We start from the raw sequence: 21459 nt of genomic DNA, 5'->3' as shown, positions 1-21459 counted from the left end.
GACATGATGTCAGCCCTTATATTTTGCGAGGTCACTGTGTCGCGTTTATTCACGTCAGCCCGTCGGCGGCTTTATCATGTTTTATTCGATCCTGAAACGGTATCCGGGCGACGCTTCGAAGGTCTTTGCGGTTTATTTGCGCTCCTCAGCGTGGTGGTCATCTTTATTGAGTCAGGCGCCGGGACGCAATACCACCTGACGTTTGACGAATGGCATGTCTTTGTCTGGCTTGAGCTGGCGATTACCCTGGTGTTTACCGCTGAATATTTGCTCAGAGTAATTGCCTTGCCCAACCCGGCCCGATATGTTTTCAGCTTCTGGGGATTTATTGATTTAGCCACCATTCTGCCGCTCTACGTCATGTGGCTGTGGCCGGAAATCAGCCTGAGCTATGTCTTTGCCTGGCGAGCGATGCGCGTTATTCGCGTATTACGTATTCTGAAATTACTGCGCTTTATGCCCTCACTGCGCGTGTTCTGGAGCGCAATTGTCAGTGCCCGTCATCAGCTTGTTCTCTTCTACTCGTTTATTGCCATCGTCATGATCGTTTTTGGCGCGCTGATGTATCTGATAGAGGGGCCGAAATATGGTTTCTCGACGCTCAATGCGTCCGTTTATTGGGCGATAGTGACCGTGACGACCGTGGGGTACGGTGATATCACGCCCCATACGCCGCTGGGCCGCATTGTGGCCTCAGTGCTGATTTTGATTGGCTATTCGGTCATTGCTATTCCGACCGGGCTTATTACCACGCACATGAGCAGCGCATTTCAGAGCCGCAAGCAGCAGCGCAAATGTCCGGCATGTCACCAGGGTGAACATGACCTTAACGCGCGGTTTTGTAACCGCTGCGGAAGTGCGTTGCCGGAGTAAATAAAAAAGGCTGCAATCGCAGCCTTTTTTATTATTCGCGCCAGAGAATATGGCACAGCTTGTGGTCTTTCTCTCGACAGAGCAGGACGCGGGCGAAAATATCGTTAATCTCGCCACCGTCTTCATCGGCCAGCCCGATGACCACTTCGGCAAAGAAGTCAGGATTCAGATCGAAATCCACATGTTCAGCCCAGTCTTCTGAAGGGTCGAACAGTTCGGCACCGCCGCGCTCTTCGAACTGCAGATTAAAGAGGATCACGTCTGCGGGATCGAGGTTATCAACCGCCAGTTCGAGAAAAATGTCATAGGCCTGCTCGAGCGTTTCGTCTTCGGTCAGGCGATTGTTCAGATCCATTTCCATGATGACTACCTGTTTAACATCGTTGGGCACGTTTTACAGCAACGGACTAAAGAAGTAAAACAGTCGTTCGGCAATTCTCTGCCACAGCGGACGTTTTACCCACAGTCTGGCATCCAGCAGCCGCGAGCGGGAGATATAATCATCCTGCACCGCCGCGAGATCGCCGCCAAAGCCGGCATCATCAATAACCAGCGTGATTTCAAAGTTGAGCCACAGGCTGCGCATATCCAGGTTCACTGTCCCCACCAGGCTTAACTCGCCGTCGACAAGCACGCTTTTGGTGTGGAGCAATCCGCCTTCGAACTGGTAGATCTTCACCCCTGCGGCCAGCAGTTCGCTAAAGAAGGCCCGGCTGGCCCAGCCCACCAGAAGGGAGTCATTTTTGCGCGGCAAAATAATGCTCACATCGACGCCGCGCTGCGCCGCGGTACAGATCGCGTGCAGGAGATCATCGCTGGGAACAAAGTAGGGCGTCGTCATGATCAGGTATTCACGCGCCGAGTACGTCGCCGTCAGCAGCGCCTGATGGATCAAATCCTCCGGGAAGCCCGGCCCGGAAGCAATGGTATGAATGGTGTGACCGCTGGCCTCTTCAAACGGTATAATATTGCCGTCCGGCGGTGGCGGCAGAATGCGTTTGCCGGTTTCTATCTCCCAGTCGCAGGAGTAAACGATGCCCATCGAGGTGGCAATCGGCCCCTCCATTCGCGCCATCAAATCCACCCACTGGCCCACGCCCGAGTCCTGCTTGAAGAAGCGCGGATCAACCATGTTCATGCTGCCGGTGTAGGCAATATAGTTATCGATCATGATCATTTTGCGATGCTGACGGAGATCCATCCGGCGCAGAAACACGCGCAGCAGGTTAACCTTCAGCGCCTCAACCACCTCGATACCGGCATTGCGCATCATGCCCGCCCAGGGGCTACGGAAAAATGCCACGCTGCCTGCGGAGTCAAGCATCAGACGGCAGTGAATGCCGCGTCGCGCCGCGGCCATCAGCGATTCAGCGACCTGATCAGCCATCCCGCCGGGCTGCCAGATATAAAAAACCATCTCGATATTATGACGTGCCAGCTGGATATCGCGGATTAATGCCTGCATGACGTCGTCGGACGAGGTCAGCAGCTGGAGCTGATTGCCTTTAACACCACCAATCCCCTGACGGCGTTCGCACAGCTTAAACAGTGACGAGGCGACGCTGCTGTTCTCCTCGGCAAAGATATGTTTGCAGGCTTTAAGGTCGTTAAGCCACTTTGCGGTGGAGGGCCACATGGCACGGGCCCGCTCTGCGCGGCGTTTACCCAGATGAAGCTCACCGAAAGAGAGATAGGCAATAATTCCCACCAGCGGGAGGATGTAGATTATCAGAAGCCAGGCCATGGCAGAGGGAACGGCTCTGCGCTTCATCAGGATGCGTAATGTCACACCTGCGATTAACAGCCAGTATCCCAAAATGACCAGCCAACTCACCACGGTGTAGAAGGTTGTCATAGGTAAAAAAATCCTTTTGAAAGCGTATTGTTATGAGTGTACGCATCAGGATTCATCTGGCAAATAAAAACGCCAGGTAAAAGCGCTGGTTTGCCGCAGGGTTGGGTTTATAATGGCCTTTCTTTTAGAGAAAAAGTGTTAGAGAAAGAGTTGTAGACATGAAGCGCAGTAGAACAGAAGTAGGGCGCTGGCGCATGTTGCGACAGGTGAGTCGTCGCAAGGCTCGTTGGCTGGAAGCACAATCCCGCCGCAATATGCGTATTCACGCCATCAGAAAATGTGGAATGACCCGGCATCGCAACGCGTTGCTGTTCGCAGTCCAGGATATCTGAGTACCATGAGGGCACCGTAATGGTGCCCGCTGATTTTATAGGATCTGATTTTTGGGAGTAGCGTGGTTGCAGCGCTATTCCTATTGTGTTGAGCAAAAGGAGGGAGAAGAAGTGTTTGCGGAGTTTGGCGTACTGAATTTCTGGACGTATGTTGTTGGCGCATTTTTTATCGTGCTGGTACCGGGGCCGAATACCCTGTTTGTGCTGAAAACCGGGATTGGTCACGGCGTTAAAAAAGGGTATCTCGCCGCCACAGGCGTGTTTATCGGTGATGCGGTTCTGATGTTTCTGGCCTGGGCGGGTGTCGCAGCATTAATCCAGACCACGCCGGTGCTGTTTAACATCGTGCGCTATCTCGGAGCCTTCTATCTGCTGTGGCTGGGGGGCAAAATGCTCTGGTCGGTGGTGAACCGTCAGAAAAACGCGCATGAGAGCGGCCCCGAACCTGCCAGTATGATCATGAAACGTTCGCTGGTATTGAGCCTGACCAATCCAAAAGCGATTCTGTTCTACGTATCGTTCTTCGTTCAGTTTATTGACGTGAACGCACAGAGCACCGGCACCTCTTTCCTTATCCTCGCGACGACGCTTGAGTTGATAAGCTTCATGTACATGAGCTTCCTGATCTTCTCAGGCGCGTTTGTCACGCGTTATCTCAAAACGAAAAAGAAACTGGCAAAGCTGGGGAACGGGCTCATAGGGCTGCTGTTTGTTGGGTTTGCGGCGAGGTTAGCGTCGCTGCATTGATTGATGAAAGGCTCCTGCGGGAGCCTTTTTTATTCTGTTTGACAATCCCTCATCATTTAGTTGTATAGTACAACTAAATGATGAGGACAGAATATGCACAGCGAAACCCCGGTAGTCAGCGTTATTCGACGTTCCTCGCGCCTCATGGTGCGCGAGTTAGGTTTTATGAGTTCAACCCTGGCCTCAACGAGCTACTCACCTTCGGCCGTCCATACCCTGGTCGAAATCGCCTTACGCAAACAGATGACGGCGAGTCAGCTGGTGCAACTGCTGGGCCTGGAAAAGTCCAGCGTCAGCCGGATGCTTGCTCGCCTGATTGCCGCGGGCGAACTCGAGGAAGTTATATCTACTGAGGACGCGAGAGCAAAGAGCCTCAGGCTGACCACGAAAGGGCATGAGACGGTCAGTAAAATTAATACCTTCAGCAATGAGCGCGTGGTCTCAGCAATAAAATGTCTTGCTCCTGCCCAGCAGCAGACCATTTCGGAGGGGCTCACCCTTTATGCCAATGCGCTGCAGGCATGCCGTGAGTCGGGCAACGAGACGCACCCTGACGAGCTTACGATAGTGCAGGGGTATATCCCCGGCATGATTGGCCGTATAGCGGAAATGCACGGGAGTTATTACGCTCGTGAACATCATTTTGGACGCTTTTTTGAGGCCAAAGTGGCGACAGGACTCGCAGAATTTAGTGAACGGTTGGATAAGCCGTGCAACCAGATCTGGCTGGCGATGATGAACGGCAGGATAGTGGGGTCAGTGGCGATAGATGGCGAGGATCTGGCACCGGGTGAAGCCCATCTTCGCTGGTTTATTCTTGATGATGGCTGCCGGGGACAAGGCGTGGGGAAAAAACTGCTGAATGAAGCGATACGGTTCTGCGACAGTGTCGGTTTTTCTGCCGTGCACCTCTGGACATTCAATAAGCTTACCGCCGCCCGGCGTCTGTACGAGTCGTTTGGGTTTACGCTGGTAAAAGAGTGGGAAGGCGACCAGTGGGGAAGCCTGATTACAGAGCAGCAGTTTACCCGGTATAAAGACGCATAACCGGCGCTATAAAAAAGGCTCCTTGCGGAGCCGCTTTGGTATCAGAACACTTTCTTATAAGGTCGAACCGTCACCTTCGCATACACACCTGCTGCAACATACGGATCTGCGTCAGCCCAGGCCTGAGCGGCTTCCTGAGATTCAAACTCAGCAATAACCGTGGAGCCGGCAAAACCGGCGGCGCCCGGATCGTTACTGTCTACTGCAGGCATAGGGCCGGCGGTCAGTAATCGACCTTCATCCTGAAGCAACTGCAAACGTGCCAGATGCGCAGGGCGCACAGCCTGGCGTTTTTCGAGCGAATCAGCAACATCTTCAGAGTAAATCACGTAAAACACGGCGAAGCTCCTTAACCGGTAAAAGTGTCAGTTACGTTATGTGAAAGGGCAAACGACTGCAATGTAAAATAAAAACAATGTTAATACCCTGATCTGAATGCGCCTTTTTTGGCCTCTCATGCGCTAAAGTTGCGTCAGAACAAAGTGTCTTATTGAATATGATTGCTATTTGCATTTAAAATCAGTGTTCGGTTTTTTAACGTTGATGACTATGACTTCGATGACCCTTGATTTACCTCGCCGCTTTCCCTGGCCGACGCTGCTTTCTGTCGTGATTCACGGTGCCGTTGTGGCGGGTCTGCTGTATACCTCGGTTCATCAGGTTATTGAAATGCCAGCGCCCGCGCAGCCGATTTCGGTGACGATGGTCTCGCCAGCGGATCTTGAACCGCCGCAGGTTGCCCCTCCGCCGCCACAGCCGGTGGCTGAACCGGAGCCAGAACCCGAGCCTGTTCCGGCGCCACCGAAGGAAGCCCCGGTGGTGATCCACAAGCCTGAACCGAAGCCAAAACCTAAGCCGAAGCCAAAACCGGTGAAGAAGGTCGAGGAGCGTCCAAAACGCGAGGAACGTCCGGTTGAACCGCGCGCGACCCAGCCGGTCGAAAATGCAGCGCCTTCACGTCCGGTGATGAACAATACGGCAACGACTTCAAAGCCAACGGTTACCGCACCGGCGGGCCCGCGTGCCGTAAGCCGCAACCAGCCCCAGTACCCGGCGCGAGCTCAGGCCTTACGTATTGAAGGTCGCGTACGGGTGAAATTCGACGTGACCGCGGATGGGCGCGTGGATAACGTGGAAATCTTGTCCGCTCAGCCTTCTAATATGTTTGAGCGCGAAGTGAAATCTGCCATGCGCAGATGGCGCTATGAGCCAGGCAAGCCGGGTAGCGGATTGATCGTCAATATTGTTTTCCGCCTGAACGGCGGGGCGCAGATGGAATAAAAAAAGCCTCCGAAAGGAGGCTTTTTTTTGCCTGTCGATCAGGCCTGTGGAAGTTGACGAGGTTTACCCTCGCTGTCCACTGCGACATAAATAAACAGCGCTTCAGTGGCCTTATAACGCTGCCCAATCGGCTCAGAAGAGACTTTCTTCACCCAGACTTCGATGTTGATGGAAATGGAGGTATTGCCGCGTTTCACGCAGCGCGCGTAGCAGCAAACCACATCCCCTACCGCAACCGGGCGCAGGAAGGTCATGCCGTCCACCCGCACCGTCACCACGCGCCCGTGGGCGATCTCTTTTGCCAGAATTGCGCCGCCCATATCCATCTGCGACATCAGCCAGCCGCCAAAAATATCGCCATTGGCATTGGTGTCAGCGGGCATTGCCAGTGTGCGTAAAACCAGTTCGCCCTGAGGGGCGTTAGTTGTTGTCATTGTTTTAACTCGTAACGGAAGACTTCAGGCGGGATGCTACTATGATTTCACAGCGGAGAGAATAGACCAGAACACCTGTCGTTGACGTTCTGGTCAGTCAGTAATCAGTGGTTGTCGTCCTGCGGCATATGACGATAGATGTATACACCGCTTAACAGCGTGAAGATAAGCGTCAGCGCAGTCAGACCAAAGACCTTAAAGTTGACCCAGATATCCTGCGGCAGCCAGAAGGCGATATAGATATTAGCGAGACCACAGAGAATAAAGAAGATTGCCCAGGCAGTATTCAGACGCGACCAGACTACCTGCGGCAGCGTTAGTTCTTTACCTAACATGCTCTGGATAAGGGGCTTTTTCATGAACCATTGACTGAACAGTAATGCTGCTGCAAACAACGCATAAATAACAGTCACCTTCCACTTAATAAATTCAACATCATGCAAGGCAATGGTCAATCCACCGAACACCGCCACCAAGATGAACGTAATAAGCGCCATTTTTTCGACTTTGCGATAGCGAATCCAGCTATAGATCAGCACAACGGCGGTCACAACGATTAATGCTTTTGTTGCAGCAAAAATGTCGTACAACTTATAGACAGCGAAAAAAACCGCGAGCGGTAAAAAATCAAGAAACTGCTTCATTCTGTGATTCCATCTTCTGAGCGGGGCGGGAGACAGCGATGCCCCCCGCCTCGGGATTACTGACGAATTAACATATACAGGCGGAACAGATAGACCAGCAGTACCGCTGAAATCAGATTGCTCAGCGTATTCGCCACTACCGCGCCAACATTGGGCGTTAATACCGCAAAATTCGGCGCAAACAGTAACAGCAGCGTTTTGGCGAGCAGCCAGCCGATCACGGCGGGCGCCACCAGACGCATATTAGCCCATGCCAGTCGGATGCTGCTGCGCATCGCGGTAAAAATCCCCATTTTATCCTGCACGACCATCACCGGCGCAAATGAGAGCACGATAGCCAGTAACACACCCGGCACCACGACCAGCATAATCCCCATCTGCACCAGCAGGGTGGTTAAAAAGATCAGGATAAACAGCTTAGGTAAGACCGGCGCGCTGGCACCAATCGCCCGCAAGGCGCTGACCCGGTGACCCGCCGATACCAGCTGAATCATCAGCAAAACGCCGCCCGCCAGAATTGCATTACCAATCAGGCCTGAGAACGTGGACGCGGCAGAAGCGCGCAGCAGAATTTGCTGCTGCTCAGGCGTCATGTTTTGCACCAGTTCAAACAACCCCACGCTACCCGCAAGGTGGTCGCCCTGGCTGAGGCTGGCAATCTGTTCTTCACTCGGTGAGAAGGCATGGCCCAGCACCACCGTGATAAAGGCACATAGCAACGCGATCAGTAAAAAGGTTATGAACTGATTGCGGAAAAAGTTTCCCGTGTCACGGTAGACAGACTTCGCCGTGATAGACATGCACTCTCCTTGAGTATTGCAGGTGTTAATTAGCCGGCAATTGTACACCGGATGCACCTGCTGTGGCAGCATCAAGGCTTGTATGGAAAAGCATATCTTTGTAAAGCGGCGGTAATCCAACGCGCGCGCGGGCGCGGTTACAGGCTTCGTTGACCTGCCCATCTTCCCCCGACATGGCAAATTCCCGGCACGGGCTGGGGCGATCCTCATAGATAGAACACCGGGTAGAGACCCCAGGCTCGCCCTGTAGCGCAACACAGCGAGCCTGCTTTTGGTTTGTGCCGCTCATGCAGCGCAGAAAGGGGGTTAACGGCTCAGTAAGATGAACCGGAACGGTACCGCCGCCATCGCTGGCTTCGGCCCAGTAGAAAGAGACTCGAAAATACGCACAACAGGCTCCGCACGTCATGCACGGGTTAATATCACTCATGGCACACCTGCAAAAGAAGAACGCATCAAATCAACTTGTGAAGCGATAAATTATCCAGCCGCCAGAGGAAGAGCAAGAGGGGGAAAAGGGAAAATTTTGTAACCGTGAAATGCCAAAAATTGACATGGAAACAACTTATTGGTTTTGGATGCGTAACAAAAAATTAATCCAGATCAATGAATGTTAAGTTACTGGTTTTAATGTGATCTGTGGCAGATCACTTATTACCCTTTTGTGAGTATATTCTCACCCGCGATTAAAACCACAACGATGGAGCGGATATGAAAAAATTAGCGGTGGCAGCCCTTGTATTAAGCAGTCTCTCTGGCGGCGCGTATGCGCATGAAGCAGGCGAATTCTTTATTCGTGCCGGTTCGGCTACGGTTCGCCCAACTGAAGGATCGGATAACGTGCTGGGTATGGGCGGTTTTAGCGTCAGTAATAACACCCAGTTAGGTTTAACGTTCACCTATATGGCGACGGATAATGTTGGTGTTGAGCTTCTGGCAGCAACGCCGTTCCGTCATCGCGTGGGTCTCGGGCCGACCGGTGATATCGCCACGGTTCACCATTTACCGCCAACGCTGATGGCGCAATGGTACTTTGGTGACTCAAGCAGCAAGGTGCGCCCTTATATTGGCGCCGGTGTGAACTACACCACCTTCTTTGATGAGAAATTCAACGATACCGGTAAAGAGGCGGGTCTGACGGATCTCAGCCTGAAAGATTCGTGGGGCATGGCGGGACAGGTCGGTCTGGATTACCTGATTAACCGCGACTGGCTGATCAACGCCTCGGTCTGGTACATGGATATTGATACGGACGTACGCTTCAAGGCGGGCGGTCAGCAGCAAAGTATCAATACTCGCCTGGATCCGTGGGTGTTCATGTTCTCTGCGGGTTATCGTTTCTGATCCCCCGTCAAACTGGCCACAGGGTGGCCAGTTTGCTTTGCTCACTTCAAAACGACGGATAAACCGGCCGCTCATCAAGCTTTACGCAATGCCTCAGGATCGTTTCCCCATCATATAAATAGCTGAAAGCGTCGCTCGACAGGGAATGGAAGAGAATATCGCCGTTGGCAAACGGGATAATTTCGGTATCACCCGCACGTTTGTGCCCCGCGCCGGTTTCAAAATGACCGTGCCATCGTTCCTGGGTGTGGTCATAAACGTGAAGAATAACTTCGACAAGTCCTCTTTGCGGACAATTAAGGCGCAGGAAGGTAGAAGAGAAATTCAGGGACAGTGCATGGAAGGGAATCAATAAGGCGAAAACCAGTAAAGCTCGTAAATACATCAAACCGCGAAAACCTCCTTCAAAAGGGAAATGAGATTTTACTTAAGTCGAAAACTGCGTTTTTGCCGTGGATCAAGATGTCTTATAATTCAATACGATAAAGGCCCCTTACGAGACCCTTAGCGATCATTTTTGAATCAGATAGCGAATGGTGGGGCCATCCTGCTGGATATCCAGCACCGTATAACCGTGGTTTTTCGCATCCAGCGGTATGTTGTTGATGGACTGCGGGCAGTCGCTGACCACCTCCAGAATTTCACCTTTCTTAAGCTGCGGTAGTGCTTCAAGCGTAGCAACCGCCGGATAAGGACAGGGCTCACCGACCATATCCAGACGGTAATCAGGCACGATCTCTTTCATGCGACGTTCTCCTGCGTTTCAGGTTTGACAGTGGCACGGCGGAAGAAGCGTTTCTCCTGTGCGACGACCAGTAAAAAAGCGACCAGCAGCAGGGCGTAGGTGACCAACAGGCCGCCGAGAGGCCCGAAGGTATTCAGCAGGTTGACCTTGTCCCAGCTGGTGGCCAGGACGGGAGACAAGTTATCCCAGTAATACGCCAGGATCGTAGAACCAATCACATTTCCCAGCCCCACCCACCAGTAATGCACCTGGCCTTCGACGGCGCGATACATCCAGCCGGTTTCACACCCGCCAGCCAGCACGATCCCGAAGCCGAACAGCAGGCCGCCAATGACCGCGTTAGGGCCGGCCCACATGATTTTCGGTTCGACGCCCAGTTGAACATAGCTGAAGATGCCGATGGCGCTGACCGCCATCCCGGCGATAATCGCCTTCGCCATCATCGTGCGCCCGGTGATCCACATATCGCGAAACGCGGAGGTGAAGCAGATCTGCGCGCGTTCAATGAGCAGACCAAAACCCACACCGAACAGCATCGCCAGACCGAGTTTGGGCTGGTTCAGAGCGGTACAGAGCGCCCATGCGATCATGGCGAAAAAGACCAGCATTCCGAGGCGGAAACGGTGGCGTGCCTGAGAGGGCTTCTGGGTTAACGGAGACGCTGCGCTGACTTTTACCATTTTCACTGGAATGCGAAACAGCGGCAGTAGAGTGAATTTTGCACCAAAGTAAGAGCCAATGGCCGTGGCGACAGCAAAGAACCAGGCGTGAAGAGAAAACTGCGGGATCCCGGTAAAGAAGGCGGCAAGGTTGCACCCCATCGCCAGGCGCGCGCCGAATCCGGCAATTATGCCGCCGATAATCGCCTGCAGAATACGGATCCGGCTTTTGGGCATACGCAACTTAACGTTGTTTGCCCACAGCGCCGCCGCGAAACAGCCGCCGAACATGCCGATGATCATCATCCCGTCGATGCGGGTGAGCGGCGTACCGTCCAGATGAATGAGTTTAAAGTAGCCCCACTCTTCGGCATGTACGCCAGCGAGTTGCAGCAGTTGGCCACCCCAGCGGGTGAACTCGCCGGTTACGGCCCAGAAGGTACCGGTAATGCCAAAATAATAAGTAGAGAGAATGCCTGCCGCGATAACGGCCGGAACAGGTGACCAGAACTTAACCAGGTAAGTCTGTTTGAAGAATTGCCATGACATGAAGAAGCCTCTGAACTCAGAAGGAATATGTGGAATTAACGGACTGGAATATATAACTTTTTTCCTTACTCTAAAACCTCACTGATGCCTTTCTCTAAAATACATCCCTTTTTCATGACTTTTATCACTAAACCGAGCGGCTTATTCAGCCACGCCTGGCTTCAGGATGCGACAGCACAGGCGTTGAATAAATATTTAAATAGTTAATGTTATGTTAAGGCATGCTAAAGCTCGATGCAGGCGTTTTCAATGGCGAAAACTGATTCTATAACCACTGATGAATTCATGGTCATTCATCAGAAGTTGTACCGAATTTCAAAGACGTGGGGTGATTTATGGTTGACGTTATTTTTTTTACGTACTGAAAGCTGCCGGGTTGTAAACATAAAATACAGTGATATTAACGATGATCTGTTGTATCTCGCGGCAACACCAAAATTTGAGTCGCGGACAGTGAGACTGTGCAAGATACTGCGGCAATTATTTAATAAAAGAAAGCTAGCTAACCCCCTGGATATCTATGTTTTTCAGAGTAAATCAAATCGCGTAAAAGGCGTTGCAAAGCCAGTAACAACGGTGGCGATGAATATAGCCCTTAAAGAGGCCGCAAGAGAAATTGCAAACAAAAATGTCACCATGAAAAGTGCTCAGCAGATAATGGACTAAGAAGTTTGCAAAGATCCGAGTGGCCGTAGTCTTATTTTTTATAAGACGTACAGCTAAGGTACGTCATAAAATTTCATCAAAATACACGTCTCAGAGGAATGATATTACACCACTGTTTTTTATACTCCATTCCGGCGAAGTTTTTTCCCAATGAGAATATGATTTGTTTCTCATCCCGCTCACACAGCTCTCGGGCGCGATTATAATTTTCCCAGAGCAAGACGCTCCCCGCACCAATGTCATTATATTGGGGATCATATCCACCATTGATGTCATCGAAATAGATCCATTCGGGGCATTCAGTTTTGAATATTAAATCAATTGCTATGATTTTTTTATTGAATGCGAGCGCGGAGCCAAAAACCATATGCCTCAGATTTTCAATAGCATCCAGCAGGTTATCTCTTGGATAGGGTGATATCTTACCGCGCCAGCGAGCATTAAATAAGTTTATGTAACTGTCGCAAATTTCCTCAGCAGAAAGAGTATTCACATCCAGTATTTCCCCTCCAAGCTTGAGGAAACGATTCCTTTCGCCATTTCTTTTCTTAATCGTTTTTGGAGAAAATACAGATTTCATATGACATATCTCATCATTCAGCATTTTACTGCTGAATGAATTGATGAACGCATTTTTCTGTAATGGCGAAAGTTTTTTTGTCCTGACGGGAAGGAAAAATTTTGAATGAGGGGCGCTGGGTAATATTATATCCTCAAAAACAAACGGGTGCGATTTTGAATAGAGATTCAGGGATCCACTGATGGAGTAAGTTGATGAGACAATAATACCATCTTTTTTTCTACAGAAAAAACGAATGTCTTTTTTTCGTTTGTTTGCCAGGTAAGTTAGCACATCCGGGTGTGTGCATACACTTCCGCCATAAACAGAATAAGCCTGACGATAAATACTCAGGTCACACTCTTCCCATCCACAAATTAAACTTCTTAACATTTTGACCAAATATTTTTTGCAATAACAGATATACGCATACTTTATACATTCTTTGCAGTATGTAAATCGACAAAGAGATATTGTTGACTACTTGTTTAGTGAAGGGGTGAATTAAGTATTAGTGTGCTATTTATTGCAACTGATATGAATGCTGGAAATGAAGAGAGTGTGTAAAAAGAGGACCGTCTGGCTGGGATGCCAGACGGTCGAAGGTTAGGCTTTACGCGTCGCCGCTTTCATTGCAGTCACAAACGCTTTCAGCTCGACCAGCATCTGCTCTGGCTTGTCCACGTTCTTTTCGATGATCTTCACAATCGCAGAGCCGGAGATGGCACCTGCTGCTTTCGCCTCAATCGCTGCGGTGACCTGATCCGGGGATGAAATCCCGAAACCCTGCAGCGGAGGCGCGGCATGGTACTCGGCCAGCTTCTCCACCAGGTGATGCAGCGGCAGCGCGGCTTTATTCTCGGCACCGGTCACGCCTGCGCGGGAGAGCAGGTAGGTATACCCGCGTCCGTAAGAGGCTATCTGGCGCAGCAGTTCGTCATCAGCGTTCGGTGGACAGATGAAAATCGGGGCGACGTTGTGGCGCATTGCCGCCTGACGGAATGGCGCAGACTCCTCAACCGGCACGTCGGCGACCAGAACGGAGTCGACGCCCACGCGTGCGCACTCGGCGTAAAACTCATCGATACCGCGGTTGAATACCAGGTTGGCGTACATCAGCAGGCCAATCGGGATAGTGGGGTGCTTCTGACGGATCGCCGCCAGCATCTCGAAGCACTGGGTCGGCGTGACGCCCGAGGCAAACGCGCGCAGCGTCGCATTCTGAATGGTCGGGCCATCCGCCAGCGGGTCAGAGAACGGGATGCCCAGCTCCAGCGCATCGGCACCGGCTTCAATCAGGGTGTCGATGATCTTCAGCGACTGTTCAGGGCCAGGGTCGCCCAGGGTGACGAAGGGAACGAACGCGCCTTCCTGGCGGGATTTCAGTTCTGCAAATACGTTATCGTAGCGTTCCATCAGATTTCCCCTCGTGCTTTCAGAATATCGTGAACGGTGAAGATATCTTTGTCACCGCGACCGGAAAGGTTCACCACCAGCAGCTGTTCTTTTTCCGGATTGTCTTTCATCATTTTCAGCGCATGGGCCAGAGCGTGTGAAGACTCCAGCGCCGGGATGATCCCTTCGCTGCGGCACAGCGTTTTAAACGCCTCCAGCGCTTCGTCATCGGTAATGGAGACATAGTCCGCACGACCGGTGCTGTTCAGATAGGCGTGCTGCGGCCCGACGGACGGGAAATCGAGGCCGGCAGAAATAGAGTAAGACTCTTCAATCTGGCCTTCATCGGTCTGCATCATCGGGGATTTCATGCCGAAGTAGATCCCCACGCGGCCATGCTTCAGCGGCGCGCCGTGTTCACCCGATTCAATGCCGTGACCCGCAGGCTCGACGCCAATCAGACCCACGCTGGTGTCGTCGATAAAGTCTGCGAACATACCGATGGCGTTAGATCCGCCGCCGACGCAGGCGATGACCGCATCCGGCAGACGACCTTCTTTTTCGAGGATCTGCGCTTTGGTCTCTTCCCCGATCATACGCTGGAATTCACGCACGATGGTCGGGAACGGGTGCGGGCCCGCCGCGGTACCGAGCATATAGTGCGCGGTTTCGTAGCTGCCAGACCAGTCGCGCAGCGCTTCGTTACAGGCATCCTTCAGCGTCGCGGAGCCGCTGTGCACCGGCATCACTTCCGCACCCATCAGCCGCATACGGAAGACGTTCGGAGACTGACGCTCAACGTCTTTCGCCCCCATATAGATGCGGCATTTCAGGCCGAGCAGGGCGCTGGCGAGCGCCGAGGCCACGCCGTGCTGGCCTGCGCCGGTTTCGGCGATGATTTCGGTTTTACCCATACGCTTCGCGAGCAGCGCCTGGCCCAGCACCTGGTTAGTCTTATGTGCGCCGCCGTGCAGCAGGTCTTCACGCTTCAGATACAGCGTGGTTTTCGTGCCTTCCGTCAGGTTGCGGCATTTGGTCAGGGCCGTTGGGCGGCCTGCATAGTTTTTCAGCAGGTCGGTAAATTCCGCCTGAAACGCCGGATCCTTCTGCGCGCTCACAAACGCTTCTTCCAGCTGGCGCAGCGCGGGCATCAGGATTTGCGGGACGTACATCCCACCGAACTCACCAAAATACGGGTTAAGTAATGTCGTCATCTTCTCTTCCTTAATATGCACGCAGAGTTTTAAAAACCGAGGCCAGTTTGCTGGCATCTTTAATACCCGGCTGGGACTCTACGCCTGAATTGAAATCGAGGCCTGCGCAGCCGGTTTTCGCGGCTTCTACACAGTTGTCCGGGCTTAATCCGCCCGCCAGCAGAACGTTGTCCAGCTTTTCGCCGTTCAGCAGAGACCAGTCAAAACGCTGGCCGGTTCCGCCCTGGCCGTTATCGAGGACGTATTTATCCACGTGGTTCAGGTTACGCGGGGGCAACGTATCGTCAACGCGTTGCGCTTTCCAGATCTGTACCTGCGGTGCCAGCGTGGCGCGAAGGGCATCGATATAGGCCTGATCTTCATCGCCGTGAAGCTGCACCGCGCTCAGAGATAACGCGTCGGCTTTTGCCGCAACGTCTGCAATATCTGCGTTGCGGAACACGCCCACGTAGCTGAGTGGTGCCGCGGCGATGACCTTACGCGCCTGCTCTTCGCTGACCGCGCGAGGAGAGGAATCCACAAAAATCAGCCCGCCATAAATCGCTCCGGCTTCATACGCGGCCTGGGCGTCCTGTTCGCGGGTTAAGCCGCAGACTTTGTTTTCACCCAGCAGCACGCGACGTACTGCCGCATTGAGATCGTCATGTTCCATCATGGCGGAGCCAATCAGGAAACCGTTGGCGAAGTGGCTCAGCTCGCGCACCTGGGCGTAGCTGTTAATGCCGGATTCGCTGATGACCGTGACGCCAGCGCCCAGACGCGGCGCCAGCTGGCGCGTGCGGTTCAGGTCAATGGACAGGTCACGCAGATCGCGGTTGTTAATGCCAACCACTTTGGCTTCCAGCGCAATCGCGCGTTCCAGCTCTTCTTCATTACTCACTTCGGTCAGCACGCCCATGTTCAGGCTGTGCGCCACGGCGGAAAGCTGGCGGTACTGCTCGTCGTCAAGTACCGAGAGCATTAGCAGGCAGGCGTCGGCCTGGTAAAAGCGCGCCAGCCAGATCTGATACGGATCGATAATAAAGTCTTTGCACAGGATCGGCTGCGGCGCGATGCCGCTGACGATCGGCAGAAAATCGAAGCTGCCCTGGAAATATTTCTCATCCGTCAGCACGGAGATGGCTGACGCATGATGCTTATAAATGCCGGCAATACGTGCCGGGTCGAAATCGTCACGAATAACGCCTTTTGACGGGGAGGCTTTTTTGCACTCAAGAATAAACGCGGTGCGCGCACCCTGCAGGGCATCATAGAAACGACGTTGGCTTGGTACGACGTCGTTCTGGAAACTGGCAAGCGGCTGCTGTTGCTTGCGGGCTTCCACCCAGATGGCCTTATCGGCAACGATTTTCGCTAAAACGGTCTGCATTCTTTACCCTCTTGCCGCAAGTGCGGTAACGCGATCGTAAGCTGCACCGGAGCGCAGTACATCCAGAACTTTTTGAACGTTGGCCTTCAGGTCTTCCTCACCGTGCAAACGCATCAGCATGGCGACGTTGGCAGCAACGGCGGCCTCATGAGCGACCTCTCCCTTACCTTGTAATAAGCGCGTCAGAATGTCACGGTTTTCTTCCGGCGTACCGCCGGCCAGCGCTTCCTGGTGATACGGGGTTAAACCAAAGTCAGCGGCTTCCAGCTGGTAGCTCAGGATTTCACCGTCGCGCAGTTCGGCTACCAGCGTTGGCGCATGCAGTGACACTTCGTCCATACCACCGCTGTGCACCACGGCGGCACGCTGGTAACCCAGCACGCGCAGCGTCTCGGCAATCGGCAGTACCAGTTCCGGACTGTAGACACCGATCAGCGCCAGCGGCGGGTGCGCCGGGTTGATCAGCGGGCCGAGCACGTTAAACAGCGTGCGGGTTTTAAGCTGCTGACGAACCGGCATCGCGTGGCGGAAACCGGTGTGATACTTCGGCGCAAACAGGAAGCAGACGCCCAGGTCATCCAGCGCTTCACGGGAACGCTCGGCGTTCATATCGAGATTAATACCGAATGCGGCGAGCAAATCGGAAGAACCAGACCGGCTGGAAACGCTGCGGTTACCGTGTTTTGCGACCTTTAAACCACACGCCGCCGCCACGAAGGCGCTGGCAGTGGAGATATTGATGCTGTTACTGCCGTCTCCCCCGGTGCCAACAATATCGGCAAACTGATAGTCCGGGCGCGGGAACGGGGCGGCATTTTCCAGCAGGGCCGTAGCGGCACCGGCGATCTCCTGCGGGCTTTCGCCGCGGACTTTCATGCTCACCAGCGCGGCCGCCAGCTGTTCAGGCTTCAGCTCGCCGCGAACCACGGCGGAGAAGAGCTGGTGGCTCTCCTGCTGGCTCAGGGTCTGCGCCTGGTACAGTTTTTCCAGAATCGGCTGCAGGGTATTGGTCTGCTCCAGCTTCTGTAACGCCCAGTCGAGCGTCTGCTCCAGCAGGCGGGCGCCGTGGGAGGTCAGGATCGATTCCGGGTGGAACTGCAGGCCGCAGACGCGATCCGCATCGTGACGTACCGCCATCACCATCCCTTCAAACGAGGCGTTAATGGTCAGCCCGGCGGGAATATTGCTGCCAACCAGCGAGTGATAGCGCGCGACCGGAAGCGGGTTCGGCAGCCCGGCAAACATTGCCTGGCCGTCATGTTCAATGCTGGACGCTTTACCGTGCAGGATCTCACCCGCCTGGCCGACGTAGCCGCCGTAGGCTTCAACAATTGCCTGATGGCCGAGGCAGATGCCGATAATCGGCAGCTTGCCGCGCATGCGGGTCAGCAGCTCCGGCATACAGCCTGCTTCGCTCGGTGCGCCTGGCCCGGGGGAGAGCATCAGCACCGGGTTTTGCATGGTTGCCAGACGGTCAATCAGGGTCTGCGCCGGGACGTGGTTGCGGTAGATAACAACGTTGTGGCCATTCGCACGCAGCTGATCTGCCAGGTTATAGGTAAAGGAGTCGATATTATCGAGCAGCAGAATGTCAGCCATCAGAAAATCTCCTGTGCATGGTGTGCGGTAGCAATGGCGCGAAGGACCGCACGGGCTTTGCTGCGCGTTTCGTCAGCTTCAGACTGCGGAACAGAATCAAGAACAATTCCGGCACCCGCCTGGACGGTGGCAATGCCGTCTTCGACATAGGCGGAGCGGATCACGATGCAGGTATCGAGGTCACCGTGGGCCGTGAAGTAGCCCACTGCGCCGCCGTAGCTTCCGCGACGGCGTCCTTCGGCCGCGGCAATCAGCTGCATGGCGCGTACTTTCGGCGCACCGCTCAGGGTGCCCATGTTCATGCAGGCGCGATAGGCGTGCAGCACGTCGAGGTCGTGGCGCAGCTCGCCCACTACGCGAGAGACCAGGTGCATCACGAACGAATAGCGGTCGACTTTAGTCAGGTCCGCCACGTAGCGGCTGCCCGGGGTACAAATACGGGCCAGATCGTTACGCGCCAGATCGACCAGCATAAGGTGCTCGGAGAGCTCTTTATGATCGGTACGCATTTCCAGTTCGATACGGCTGTCCAAATCGCGATCCAGAGAGCCATCGGCGCGACGTCCGCGCGGACGGGTCCCGGCAATCGGGTAGATCTCAATCTGACGACTGGTGGCGTCGTACTTCAGCGAGCTTTCCGGCGAGGCGCCGAACAGCGTGAAGTCGTTGTCCTGCATAAAGAACATGTACGGGCTAGGGTTGCTTTTTTTCAGCACGTCGTAGGCTGCGAGCGGCGACGGGCAGGGCAGTGAGAAGCGACGGGACGGTACCACCTGGAAAATTTCCCCGGCGCGAATCGCCTTTTGCATCTGGCGAACCACGGCGCCGTACTGATCGTCAGTCTGGTTCACATCGCAGGTCATTTTTTCCACCCGCTGCACCGGAAGCGCAGGGGGCGCTTCCGTCATCTGCTGCTGGAGCTGCGCGATGCGGTGCTCAAGACGGTTTTTCTCAGCTGTCGAAGGCGTGAACAGGCTGGCCTGGATACGGGTGTATTGTTTCTGATGGTCGATCACCAGCAGGGTTTCAGCCAGATAGAAACAATAGTCCGGGCAGCGATTACCCTGTTCGGTTTCCGGCAAATCTTCAAATCCGGCGACCAGGTCATAAGCAAACAGCCCACCAAAGAACATCGCCTCACGCTCGTCTTCCGGCACGGTAACCAGGTTCTGCAGCAGGCGGAAGGCATCGAAAACGGACAGGGAGCAGAGGCGCGCGTCTTCGTCCAGCAGCTGGCTCACCGGCGGGAAATGCAGAATGCGCATTTCTGGATGACGTTCGTTTTCAATGCCTGAAGGCAGGGCGGCATCCAGCAGCGGCAGCAGCGATGCGCCGTTGTCTGACAGCGCCTTAATTGTGACAGTGTCACCTAAAGCGGTAATGCGCAGCGCGCTGTCGACCAGCAGCAGGCTCTTGAGATCGTCTTTGCTGTCGATGTCTGCAGATTCCAGTAGCAGCGTTGCCGGACGTGCCCCGCACACCTGATGAAACAGCGCGGTGGGGTTGTGGCGATAGGCCGCCTCGCAGGTCAGCAATTCGAGATGAGGTTTGGCTGTTTGCATGTTGGTGTTCTCATTTATTCTGTTCAAAAAAAAGCCCGCTGAGTAGCGGGCGGGTATCTGTTTGCATTTCGCAGACGCGTGACACTGCCCGATGATCAGGAAGTACGCCACCAACCGTGCAGAGTGAAATGTGCTGTCATTTTCAGATACCTTTCTCGTGTGAACTTGCGTACTAGTTAACTAGTTCGATGGCGTGTTGTCAACCCTTGATTTCAGAATTTCGCGTGAAGTCGGTATCATGGGGTTTTCGGATGTCTCCAACCTGTTATGGGAAGTGCTTTGAGCGATACCACCTACGCCATTATTTATGATTTACACAGCCATACTCAGGCCTCTGATGGCCTGCTGACACCCGAAGCCCTGGTTCATCGTGCCGTTGAAATGCGCGTCGGTACGCTGGCGATAACCGATCACGATACGACAGATGCCATTCCGGCGGCGCGCGCTGAGATCGCCCGCAGCGTGCTGGCGCTAAATCTGGTGTCCGGCGTTGAGATTTCGACCGTCTGGGAAAACCATGAGATTCATATCGTTGGCCTGAACATCGATATAGACCATCCGGCACTTATTGCCTTTTTGCAAGAACAAAAAACGCGCCGCAACCAGCGCGCAGAGATGATCGGCGAGCGTCTGGAAAAGGCGCATATTCCGGGCGCGCTGGAAGGTGCGCAAAAGCTGGCGAACGGCGGGGCAGTCACCCGCGGTCATTTCGCCCGTTTTCTGGTAGAAGCAGGCAAAGCGACGACCATGGCGGATGTTTTTAAAAAGTATCTGGCGCGCGGGAAAACCGGATACGTTCCGCCACAGTGGTGTACAATAAAACAAGCTATTGATGTGATTCATCATTCTGGCGGTAAGGCCGTACTGGCCCATCCGGGGCGGTATAATCTTTCTGCTAAATGGCTGAAAAGACTGCTGGCGCACTTTGCCGAATGCGGTGGCGAGGCGATGGAAGTCGCCCAGTGTCAGCAGGCGCCCAACGAGCGCGCGCAGCTCGCGACCTATGCCCGCCAGTTCGGCCTGCTTGGGTCACAGGGGTCTGATTTCCATCAGCCCTGCGCCTGGATTGAACTGGGGCGCAAGCTCTGGCTGCCCGCTGGCGTTGAGCCGGTCTGGCAGCTCTGGGAACAGCCGCAGCAAATTGAAGAGAGGGAAGTATGAGTCAGTTTTTCTATATCCATCCGGATAACCCGCAGCCACGTCTGATCAACCAGGCCGTGGAGATCGTCCGCAAAGGCGGCGTGATTGTCTACCCGACCGATTCAGGCTACGCGCTGGGCTGCAAAATTGAAGATAAAGGGGCGATGGAACGCATTTGTCGTATTCGCCAGCTGCCGGACGGCCATAACTTTACCCTGATGTGCCGCGATCTCTCTGAGCTGTCGACCTATGCGTATGTCGATAACGTGGCGTTTCGCCTGATTAAGAACAACACGCCGGGCAACTACACCTTCATCCTGAAAGGGACGAAAGAGGTGCCGCGCCGCCTGCTGCAGGAAAAGCGTAAGACTATCGGCATGCGCGTGCCGTCGAACCCGATTGCGCAGGCGCTGCTGGAAACCCTCGGCGAACCGATGCTCTCTACCTCGCTAATGCTGCCGGGAAGTGAATTTACCGAGTCCGATCCGGAAGAGATCAAAGATCGTCTGGAGAAGGTGGTCGAGCTGATTATTCACGGCGGCTATCTCGGCCAGCAGCCGACCACCGTGGTCGACTTAACCGAAGATGCACCGGAAGTGATTCGTGAAGGCGTGGGTGATGTAAAGCCTTTCTTGTAAATAAGGT

At 53.9% G+C, this 21459-nt stretch carries 26 protein-coding genes and 1 other annotated feature; of the genes, 9 read left to right on the top strand and 17 right to left on the bottom strand.

The annotated features are described in order from the left end of the window. The first annotated feature begins 3 nt into the window (after positions 1 to 3). Complete coding sequence (locus ACMGG5_RS19300; RefSeq protein ID WP_420278373.1) at positions 4 to 873, top strand: ion transporter; 870 nt, start codon at positions 4 to 6, stop codon at positions 871 to 873. Positions 874 to 904: 31 nt separating this feature from the next. Here the strand turns inward: ACMGG5_RS19300 and ACMGG5_RS19295 are convergent, their stop codons facing one another. Then, entirely contained in the window at positions 905 to 1234 is a 330-nt protein-coding gene (locus ACMGG5_RS19295; protein ID WP_006810881.1) for an HI1450 family dsDNA-mimic protein, read from the bottom strand. A 33-nt stretch (positions 1235 to 1267) separates the two neighbouring features. Continuing rightward, positions 1268 to 2728 (bottom strand): cardiolipin synthase, encoded by a 1461-nt coding sequence (gene cls, locus ACMGG5_RS19290; RefSeq protein WP_420278372.1) that lies wholly within the window; start codon positions 2726 to 2728, stop codon positions 1268 to 1270. A gap of 158 nt (positions 2729 to 2886) precedes the next feature. Here cls and ACMGG5_RS19285 point away from each other — a divergent pair, with 158 nt between their 5' ends. The 3 genes from ACMGG5_RS19285 (at position 2887) to ACMGG5_RS19275 (ending at position 4854) form a co-directional block, all read left to right on the top strand. Continuing rightward, positions 2887 to 3060 carry a YciY family protein gene (locus ACMGG5_RS19285; RefSeq protein WP_021240326.1) on the top strand — a complete coding sequence of 58 codons (174 nt, stop codon included), beginning with the start codon at positions 2887 to 2889 and terminating at the stop codon, positions 3058 to 3060. A 111-nt stretch (positions 3061 to 3171) separates the two neighbouring features. Next, entirely contained in the window at positions 3172 to 3807 is a 636-nt protein-coding gene (leuE, locus tag ACMGG5_RS19280; protein ID WP_023312092.1) for a leucine efflux protein LeuE, read from the top strand. A gap of 93 nt (positions 3808 to 3900) precedes the next feature. After that, a complete protein-coding gene (locus ACMGG5_RS19275) occupies positions 3901 to 4854 on the top strand; it encodes a bifunctional helix-turn-helix transcriptional regulator/GNAT family N-acetyltransferase (protein ID WP_420278371.1) in 954 nt (317 codons plus the stop codon). Positions 4855 to 4895: 41 nt separating this feature from the next. Here the strand turns inward: ACMGG5_RS19275 and ACMGG5_RS19270 are convergent, their stop codons facing one another. Next, a complete protein-coding gene (locus ACMGG5_RS19270; protein ID WP_024907101.1) occupies positions 4896 to 5192 on the bottom strand; it encodes a YciI family protein in 297 nt (98 codons plus the stop codon). Positions 5193 to 5412: 220 nt separating this feature from the next. On the opposite strand from ACMGG5_RS19270, the gene tonB reads away from it, so the two are divergent. Continuing rightward, on the top strand, positions 5413 to 6135 hold the full coding sequence (tonB, locus tag ACMGG5_RS19265; RefSeq protein WP_024907102.1) for a TonB system transport protein TonB: 723 nt from the start codon (positions 5413 to 5415) through the stop codon (positions 6133 to 6135). Between the two features lie 38 nt (positions 6136 to 6173). Here the strand turns inward: tonB and yciA are convergent, their stop codons facing one another. The 4 genes from yciA to ACMGG5_RS19245 all read right to left on the bottom strand — a co-directional run bounded on the left by yciA (position 6174) and on the right by ACMGG5_RS19245 (position 8443). Beyond that, on the bottom strand, positions 6174 to 6569 hold the full coding sequence (yciA, locus tag ACMGG5_RS19260; protein WP_008502796.1) for an acyl-CoA thioester hydrolase YciA: 396 nt from the start codon (positions 6567 to 6569) through the stop codon (positions 6174 to 6176). A 104-nt stretch (positions 6570 to 6673) separates the two neighbouring features. After that, positions 6674 to 7213, bottom strand: a complete 540-nt coding sequence (locus ACMGG5_RS19255; RefSeq protein ID WP_028018783.1) for a septation protein A — start codon at positions 7211 to 7213, stop codon at positions 6674 to 6676. A gap of 56 nt (positions 7214 to 7269) precedes the next feature. Beyond that, a complete protein-coding gene (locus tag ACMGG5_RS19250; RefSeq protein ID WP_032647593.1) occupies positions 7270 to 8013 on the bottom strand; it encodes a YciC family protein in 744 nt (247 codons plus the stop codon). Between the two features lie 25 nt (positions 8014 to 8038). Continuing rightward, the gene (locus ACMGG5_RS19245; protein ID WP_021240310.1) at positions 8039 to 8443 is read right to left on the bottom strand and encodes a YkgJ family cysteine cluster protein; all 405 of its coding nucleotides are present in this window, start codon (positions 8441 to 8443) and stop codon (positions 8039 to 8041) included. A 281-nt stretch (positions 8444 to 8724) separates the two neighbouring features. On the opposite strand from ACMGG5_RS19245, the gene ompW reads away from it, so the two are divergent. Then, the gene (ompW, locus tag ACMGG5_RS19240) at positions 8725 to 9357 is read left to right on the top strand and encodes an outer membrane protein OmpW (protein ID WP_024907105.1); all 633 of its coding nucleotides are present in this window, start codon (positions 8725 to 8727) and stop codon (positions 9355 to 9357) included. 46 nt (positions 9358 to 9403) lie between these two features. Here the strand turns inward: ompW and ACMGG5_RS19235 are convergent, their stop codons facing one another. From ACMGG5_RS19235 to yedE, 3 genes are all read right to left on the bottom strand, one after another. Further along, complete coding sequence (locus ACMGG5_RS19235; protein ID WP_063621876.1) at positions 9404 to 9742, bottom strand: hypothetical protein; 339 nt, start codon at positions 9740 to 9742, stop codon at positions 9404 to 9406. 126 nt (positions 9743 to 9868) lie between these two features. Continuing rightward, positions 9869 to 10102 carry a sulfurtransferase-like selenium metabolism protein YedF gene (gene yedF / locus ACMGG5_RS19230; protein WP_003856774.1) on the bottom strand — a complete coding sequence of 78 codons (234 nt, stop codon included), beginning with the start codon at positions 10100 to 10102 and terminating at the stop codon, positions 9869 to 9871. Beyond that, positions 10099 to 11310, bottom strand: coding sequence for a selenium metabolism membrane protein YedE/FdhT (gene yedE / locus ACMGG5_RS19225; protein ID WP_090416685.1), 1212 nt, complete (start codon positions 11308 to 11310; stop codon positions 10099 to 10101). Before yedE ends, yedF begins: the two co-directional genes overlap by 4 nt. A 249-nt stretch (positions 11311 to 11559) precedes the next feature. Between yedE and ACMGG5_RS19220 the strand changes: the two genes are divergently transcribed. Further along, a complete protein-coding gene (locus ACMGG5_RS19220) occupies positions 11560 to 11976 on the top strand; it encodes a hypothetical protein (protein ID WP_024907108.1) in 417 nt (138 codons plus the stop codon). 76 nt (positions 11977 to 12052) lie between these two features. Here ACMGG5_RS19220 and ACMGG5_RS19215 read toward each other — a convergent pair whose 3' ends face one another. The 7 genes from ACMGG5_RS19215 to trpL form a co-directional block, all read right to left on the bottom strand. Continuing rightward, positions 12053 to 12928 carry a transcriptional regulator gene (locus ACMGG5_RS19215; protein ID WP_420278370.1) on the bottom strand — a complete coding sequence of 292 codons (876 nt, stop codon included), beginning with the start codon at positions 12926 to 12928 and terminating at the stop codon, positions 12053 to 12055. Positions 12929 to 13141: 213 nt separating this feature from the next. Beyond that, complete coding sequence (trpA, locus tag ACMGG5_RS19210; RefSeq protein ID WP_090416689.1) at positions 13142 to 13951, bottom strand: tryptophan synthase subunit alpha; 810 nt, start codon at positions 13949 to 13951, stop codon at positions 13142 to 13144. Beyond that, entirely contained in the window at positions 13951 to 15144 is a 1194-nt protein-coding gene (gene trpB / locus ACMGG5_RS19205; RefSeq protein WP_420278369.1) for a tryptophan synthase subunit beta, read from the bottom strand. Before trpB ends, trpA begins: the two co-directional genes overlap by 1 nt. Before the next feature lie 10 nt (positions 15145 to 15154). Beyond that, a complete protein-coding gene (trpCF, locus tag ACMGG5_RS19200) occupies positions 15155 to 16513 on the bottom strand; it encodes a bifunctional indole-3-glycerol-phosphate synthase TrpC/phosphoribosylanthranilate isomerase TrpF (RefSeq protein WP_157189312.1) in 1359 nt (452 codons plus the stop codon). Between the two features lie 3 nt (positions 16514 to 16516). Further along, positions 16517 to 18112: a bifunctional anthranilate synthase glutamate amidotransferase component TrpG/anthranilate phosphoribosyltransferase TrpD gene (trpD, locus tag ACMGG5_RS19195; RefSeq protein ID WP_032647582.1), complete on the bottom strand. Its 1596-nt coding sequence runs from the start codon at positions 18110 to 18112 to the stop codon at positions 16517 to 16519. Then, positions 18112 to 19674, bottom strand: coding sequence for an anthranilate synthase component 1 (locus tag ACMGG5_RS19190; RefSeq protein ID WP_048990764.1), 1563 nt, complete (start codon positions 19672 to 19674; stop codon positions 18112 to 18114). Before ACMGG5_RS19190 ends, trpD begins: the two co-directional genes overlap by 1 nt. A 25-nt stretch (positions 19675 to 19699) precedes the next feature. Then, positions 19700 to 19793 (bottom strand) — a sequence feature (Trp leader region). Next, entirely contained in the window at positions 19770 to 19814 is a 45-nt protein-coding gene (gene trpL, locus ACMGG5_RS19185; protein WP_106993556.1) for a trp operon leader peptide, read from the bottom strand. (Overlaps the previous feature by 24 nt.) 139 nt (positions 19815 to 19953) lie before the next feature. Here trpL and rnm point away from each other — a divergent pair, with 139 nt between their 5' ends. Further along, on the top strand, positions 19954 to 20835 hold the full coding sequence (rnm, locus tag ACMGG5_RS19180; protein WP_420278366.1) for an RNase RNM: 882 nt from the start codon (positions 19954 to 19956) through the stop codon (positions 20833 to 20835). Beyond that, a complete protein-coding gene (locus ACMGG5_RS19175; RefSeq protein WP_003856793.1) occupies positions 20832 to 21452 on the top strand; it encodes an L-threonylcarbamoyladenylate synthase in 621 nt (206 codons plus the stop codon). The genes rnm and ACMGG5_RS19175 overlap by 4 nt, the downstream gene beginning before the upstream one ends. Positions 21453 to 21459 lie beyond the last annotated feature (7 nt).

Source organism: Enterobacter sp. BNK-34 (assembly GCF_048684445.1).
Classification (GTDB): domain Bacteria; phylum Pseudomonadota; class Gammaproteobacteria; order Enterobacterales; family Enterobacteriaceae; genus Enterobacter; species Enterobacter pseudoroggenkampii.
This window is presented reverse-complemented; position numbering and strand designations above follow the sequence as displayed.

Excerpts from the sequence above, each read along its gene's own strand:
- ompW (WP_024907105.1), top strand. The coding sequence starts at position 8,725 with ATGAAAAAATTAGCGGTGGCAGCCCTTGTATTAAGCAGTCTCTCTGGC.
- yciA (WP_008502796.1), bottom strand. The coding sequence starts at position 6,569 with ATGACAACAACTAACGCCCCTCAGGGCGAACTGGTTTTACGCACACTG.
- tonB (WP_024907102.1), top strand. The coding sequence starts at position 5,413 with ATGACCCTTGATTTACCTCGCCGCTTTCCCTGGCCGACGCTGCTTTCT.
- ACMGG5_RS19175 (WP_003856793.1), top strand. The coding sequence starts at position 20,832 with ATGAGTCAGTTTTTCTATATCCATCCGGATAACCCGCAGCCACGTCTG.
- trpD (WP_032647582.1), bottom strand. The coding sequence starts at position 18,112 with ATGGCTGACATTCTGCTGCTCGATAATATCGACTCCTTTACCTATAAC.
- ACMGG5_RS19220 (WP_024907108.1), top strand. The coding sequence starts at position 11,560 with ATGGCGAAAACTGATTCTATAACCACTGATGAATTCATGGTCATTCAT.
- ACMGG5_RS19300 (WP_420278373.1), top strand. The coding sequence starts at position 4 with ATGATGTCAGCCCTTATATTTTGCGAGGTCACTGTGTCGCGTTTATTC.
- trpCF (WP_157189312.1), bottom strand. The coding sequence starts at position 16,513 with ATGCAGACCGTTTTAGCGAAAATCGTTGCCGATAAGGCCATCTGGGTG.
- ACMGG5_RS19250 (WP_032647593.1), bottom strand. The coding sequence starts at position 8,013 with ATGTCTATCACGGCGAAGTCTGTCTACCGTGACACGGGAAACTTTTTC.
- ACMGG5_RS19245 (WP_021240310.1), bottom strand. The coding sequence starts at position 8,443 with ATGAGTGATATTAACCCGTGCATGACGTGCGGAGCCTGTTGTGCGTAT.
- ACMGG5_RS19275 (WP_420278371.1), top strand. The coding sequence starts at position 3,901 with ATGCACAGCGAAACCCCGGTAGTCAGCGTTATTCGACGTTCCTCGCGC.
- cls (WP_420278372.1), bottom strand. The coding sequence starts at position 2,728 with ATGACAACCTTCTACACCGTGGTGAGTTGGCTGGTCATTTTGGGATAC.
- ACMGG5_RS19190 (WP_048990764.1), bottom strand. The coding sequence starts at position 19,674 with ATGCAAACAGCCAAACCTCATCTCGAATTGCTGACCTGCGAGGCGGCC.
- ACMGG5_RS19215 (WP_420278370.1), bottom strand. The coding sequence starts at position 12,928 with ATGTTAAGAAGTTTAATTTGTGGATGGGAAGAGTGTGACCTGAGTATT.
- yedE (WP_090416685.1), bottom strand. The coding sequence starts at position 11,310 with ATGTCATGGCAATTCTTCAAACAGACTTACCTGGTTAAGTTCTGGTCA.
- ACMGG5_RS19295 (WP_006810881.1), bottom strand. The coding sequence starts at position 1,234 with ATGGAAATGGATCTGAACAATCGCCTGACCGAAGACGAAACGCTCGAG.
- ACMGG5_RS19285 (WP_021240326.1), top strand. The coding sequence starts at position 2,887 with ATGAAGCGCAGTAGAACAGAAGTAGGGCGCTGGCGCATGTTGCGACAG.
- yedF (WP_003856774.1), bottom strand. The coding sequence starts at position 10,102 with ATGAAAGAGATCGTGCCTGATTACCGTCTGGATATGGTCGGTGAGCCC.
- ACMGG5_RS19255 (WP_028018783.1), bottom strand. The coding sequence starts at position 7,213 with ATGAAGCAGTTTCTTGATTTTTTACCGCTCGCGGTTTTTTTCGCTGTC.
- ACMGG5_RS19235 (WP_063621876.1), bottom strand. The coding sequence starts at position 9,742 with ATGTATTTACGAGCTTTACTGGTTTTCGCCTTATTGATTCCCTTCCAT.
- trpB (WP_420278369.1), bottom strand. The coding sequence starts at position 15,144 with ATGACGACATTACTTAACCCGTATTTTGGTGAGTTCGGTGGGATGTAC.
- trpA (WP_090416689.1), bottom strand. The coding sequence starts at position 13,951 with ATGGAACGCTACGATAACGTATTTGCAGAACTGAAATCCCGCCAGGAA.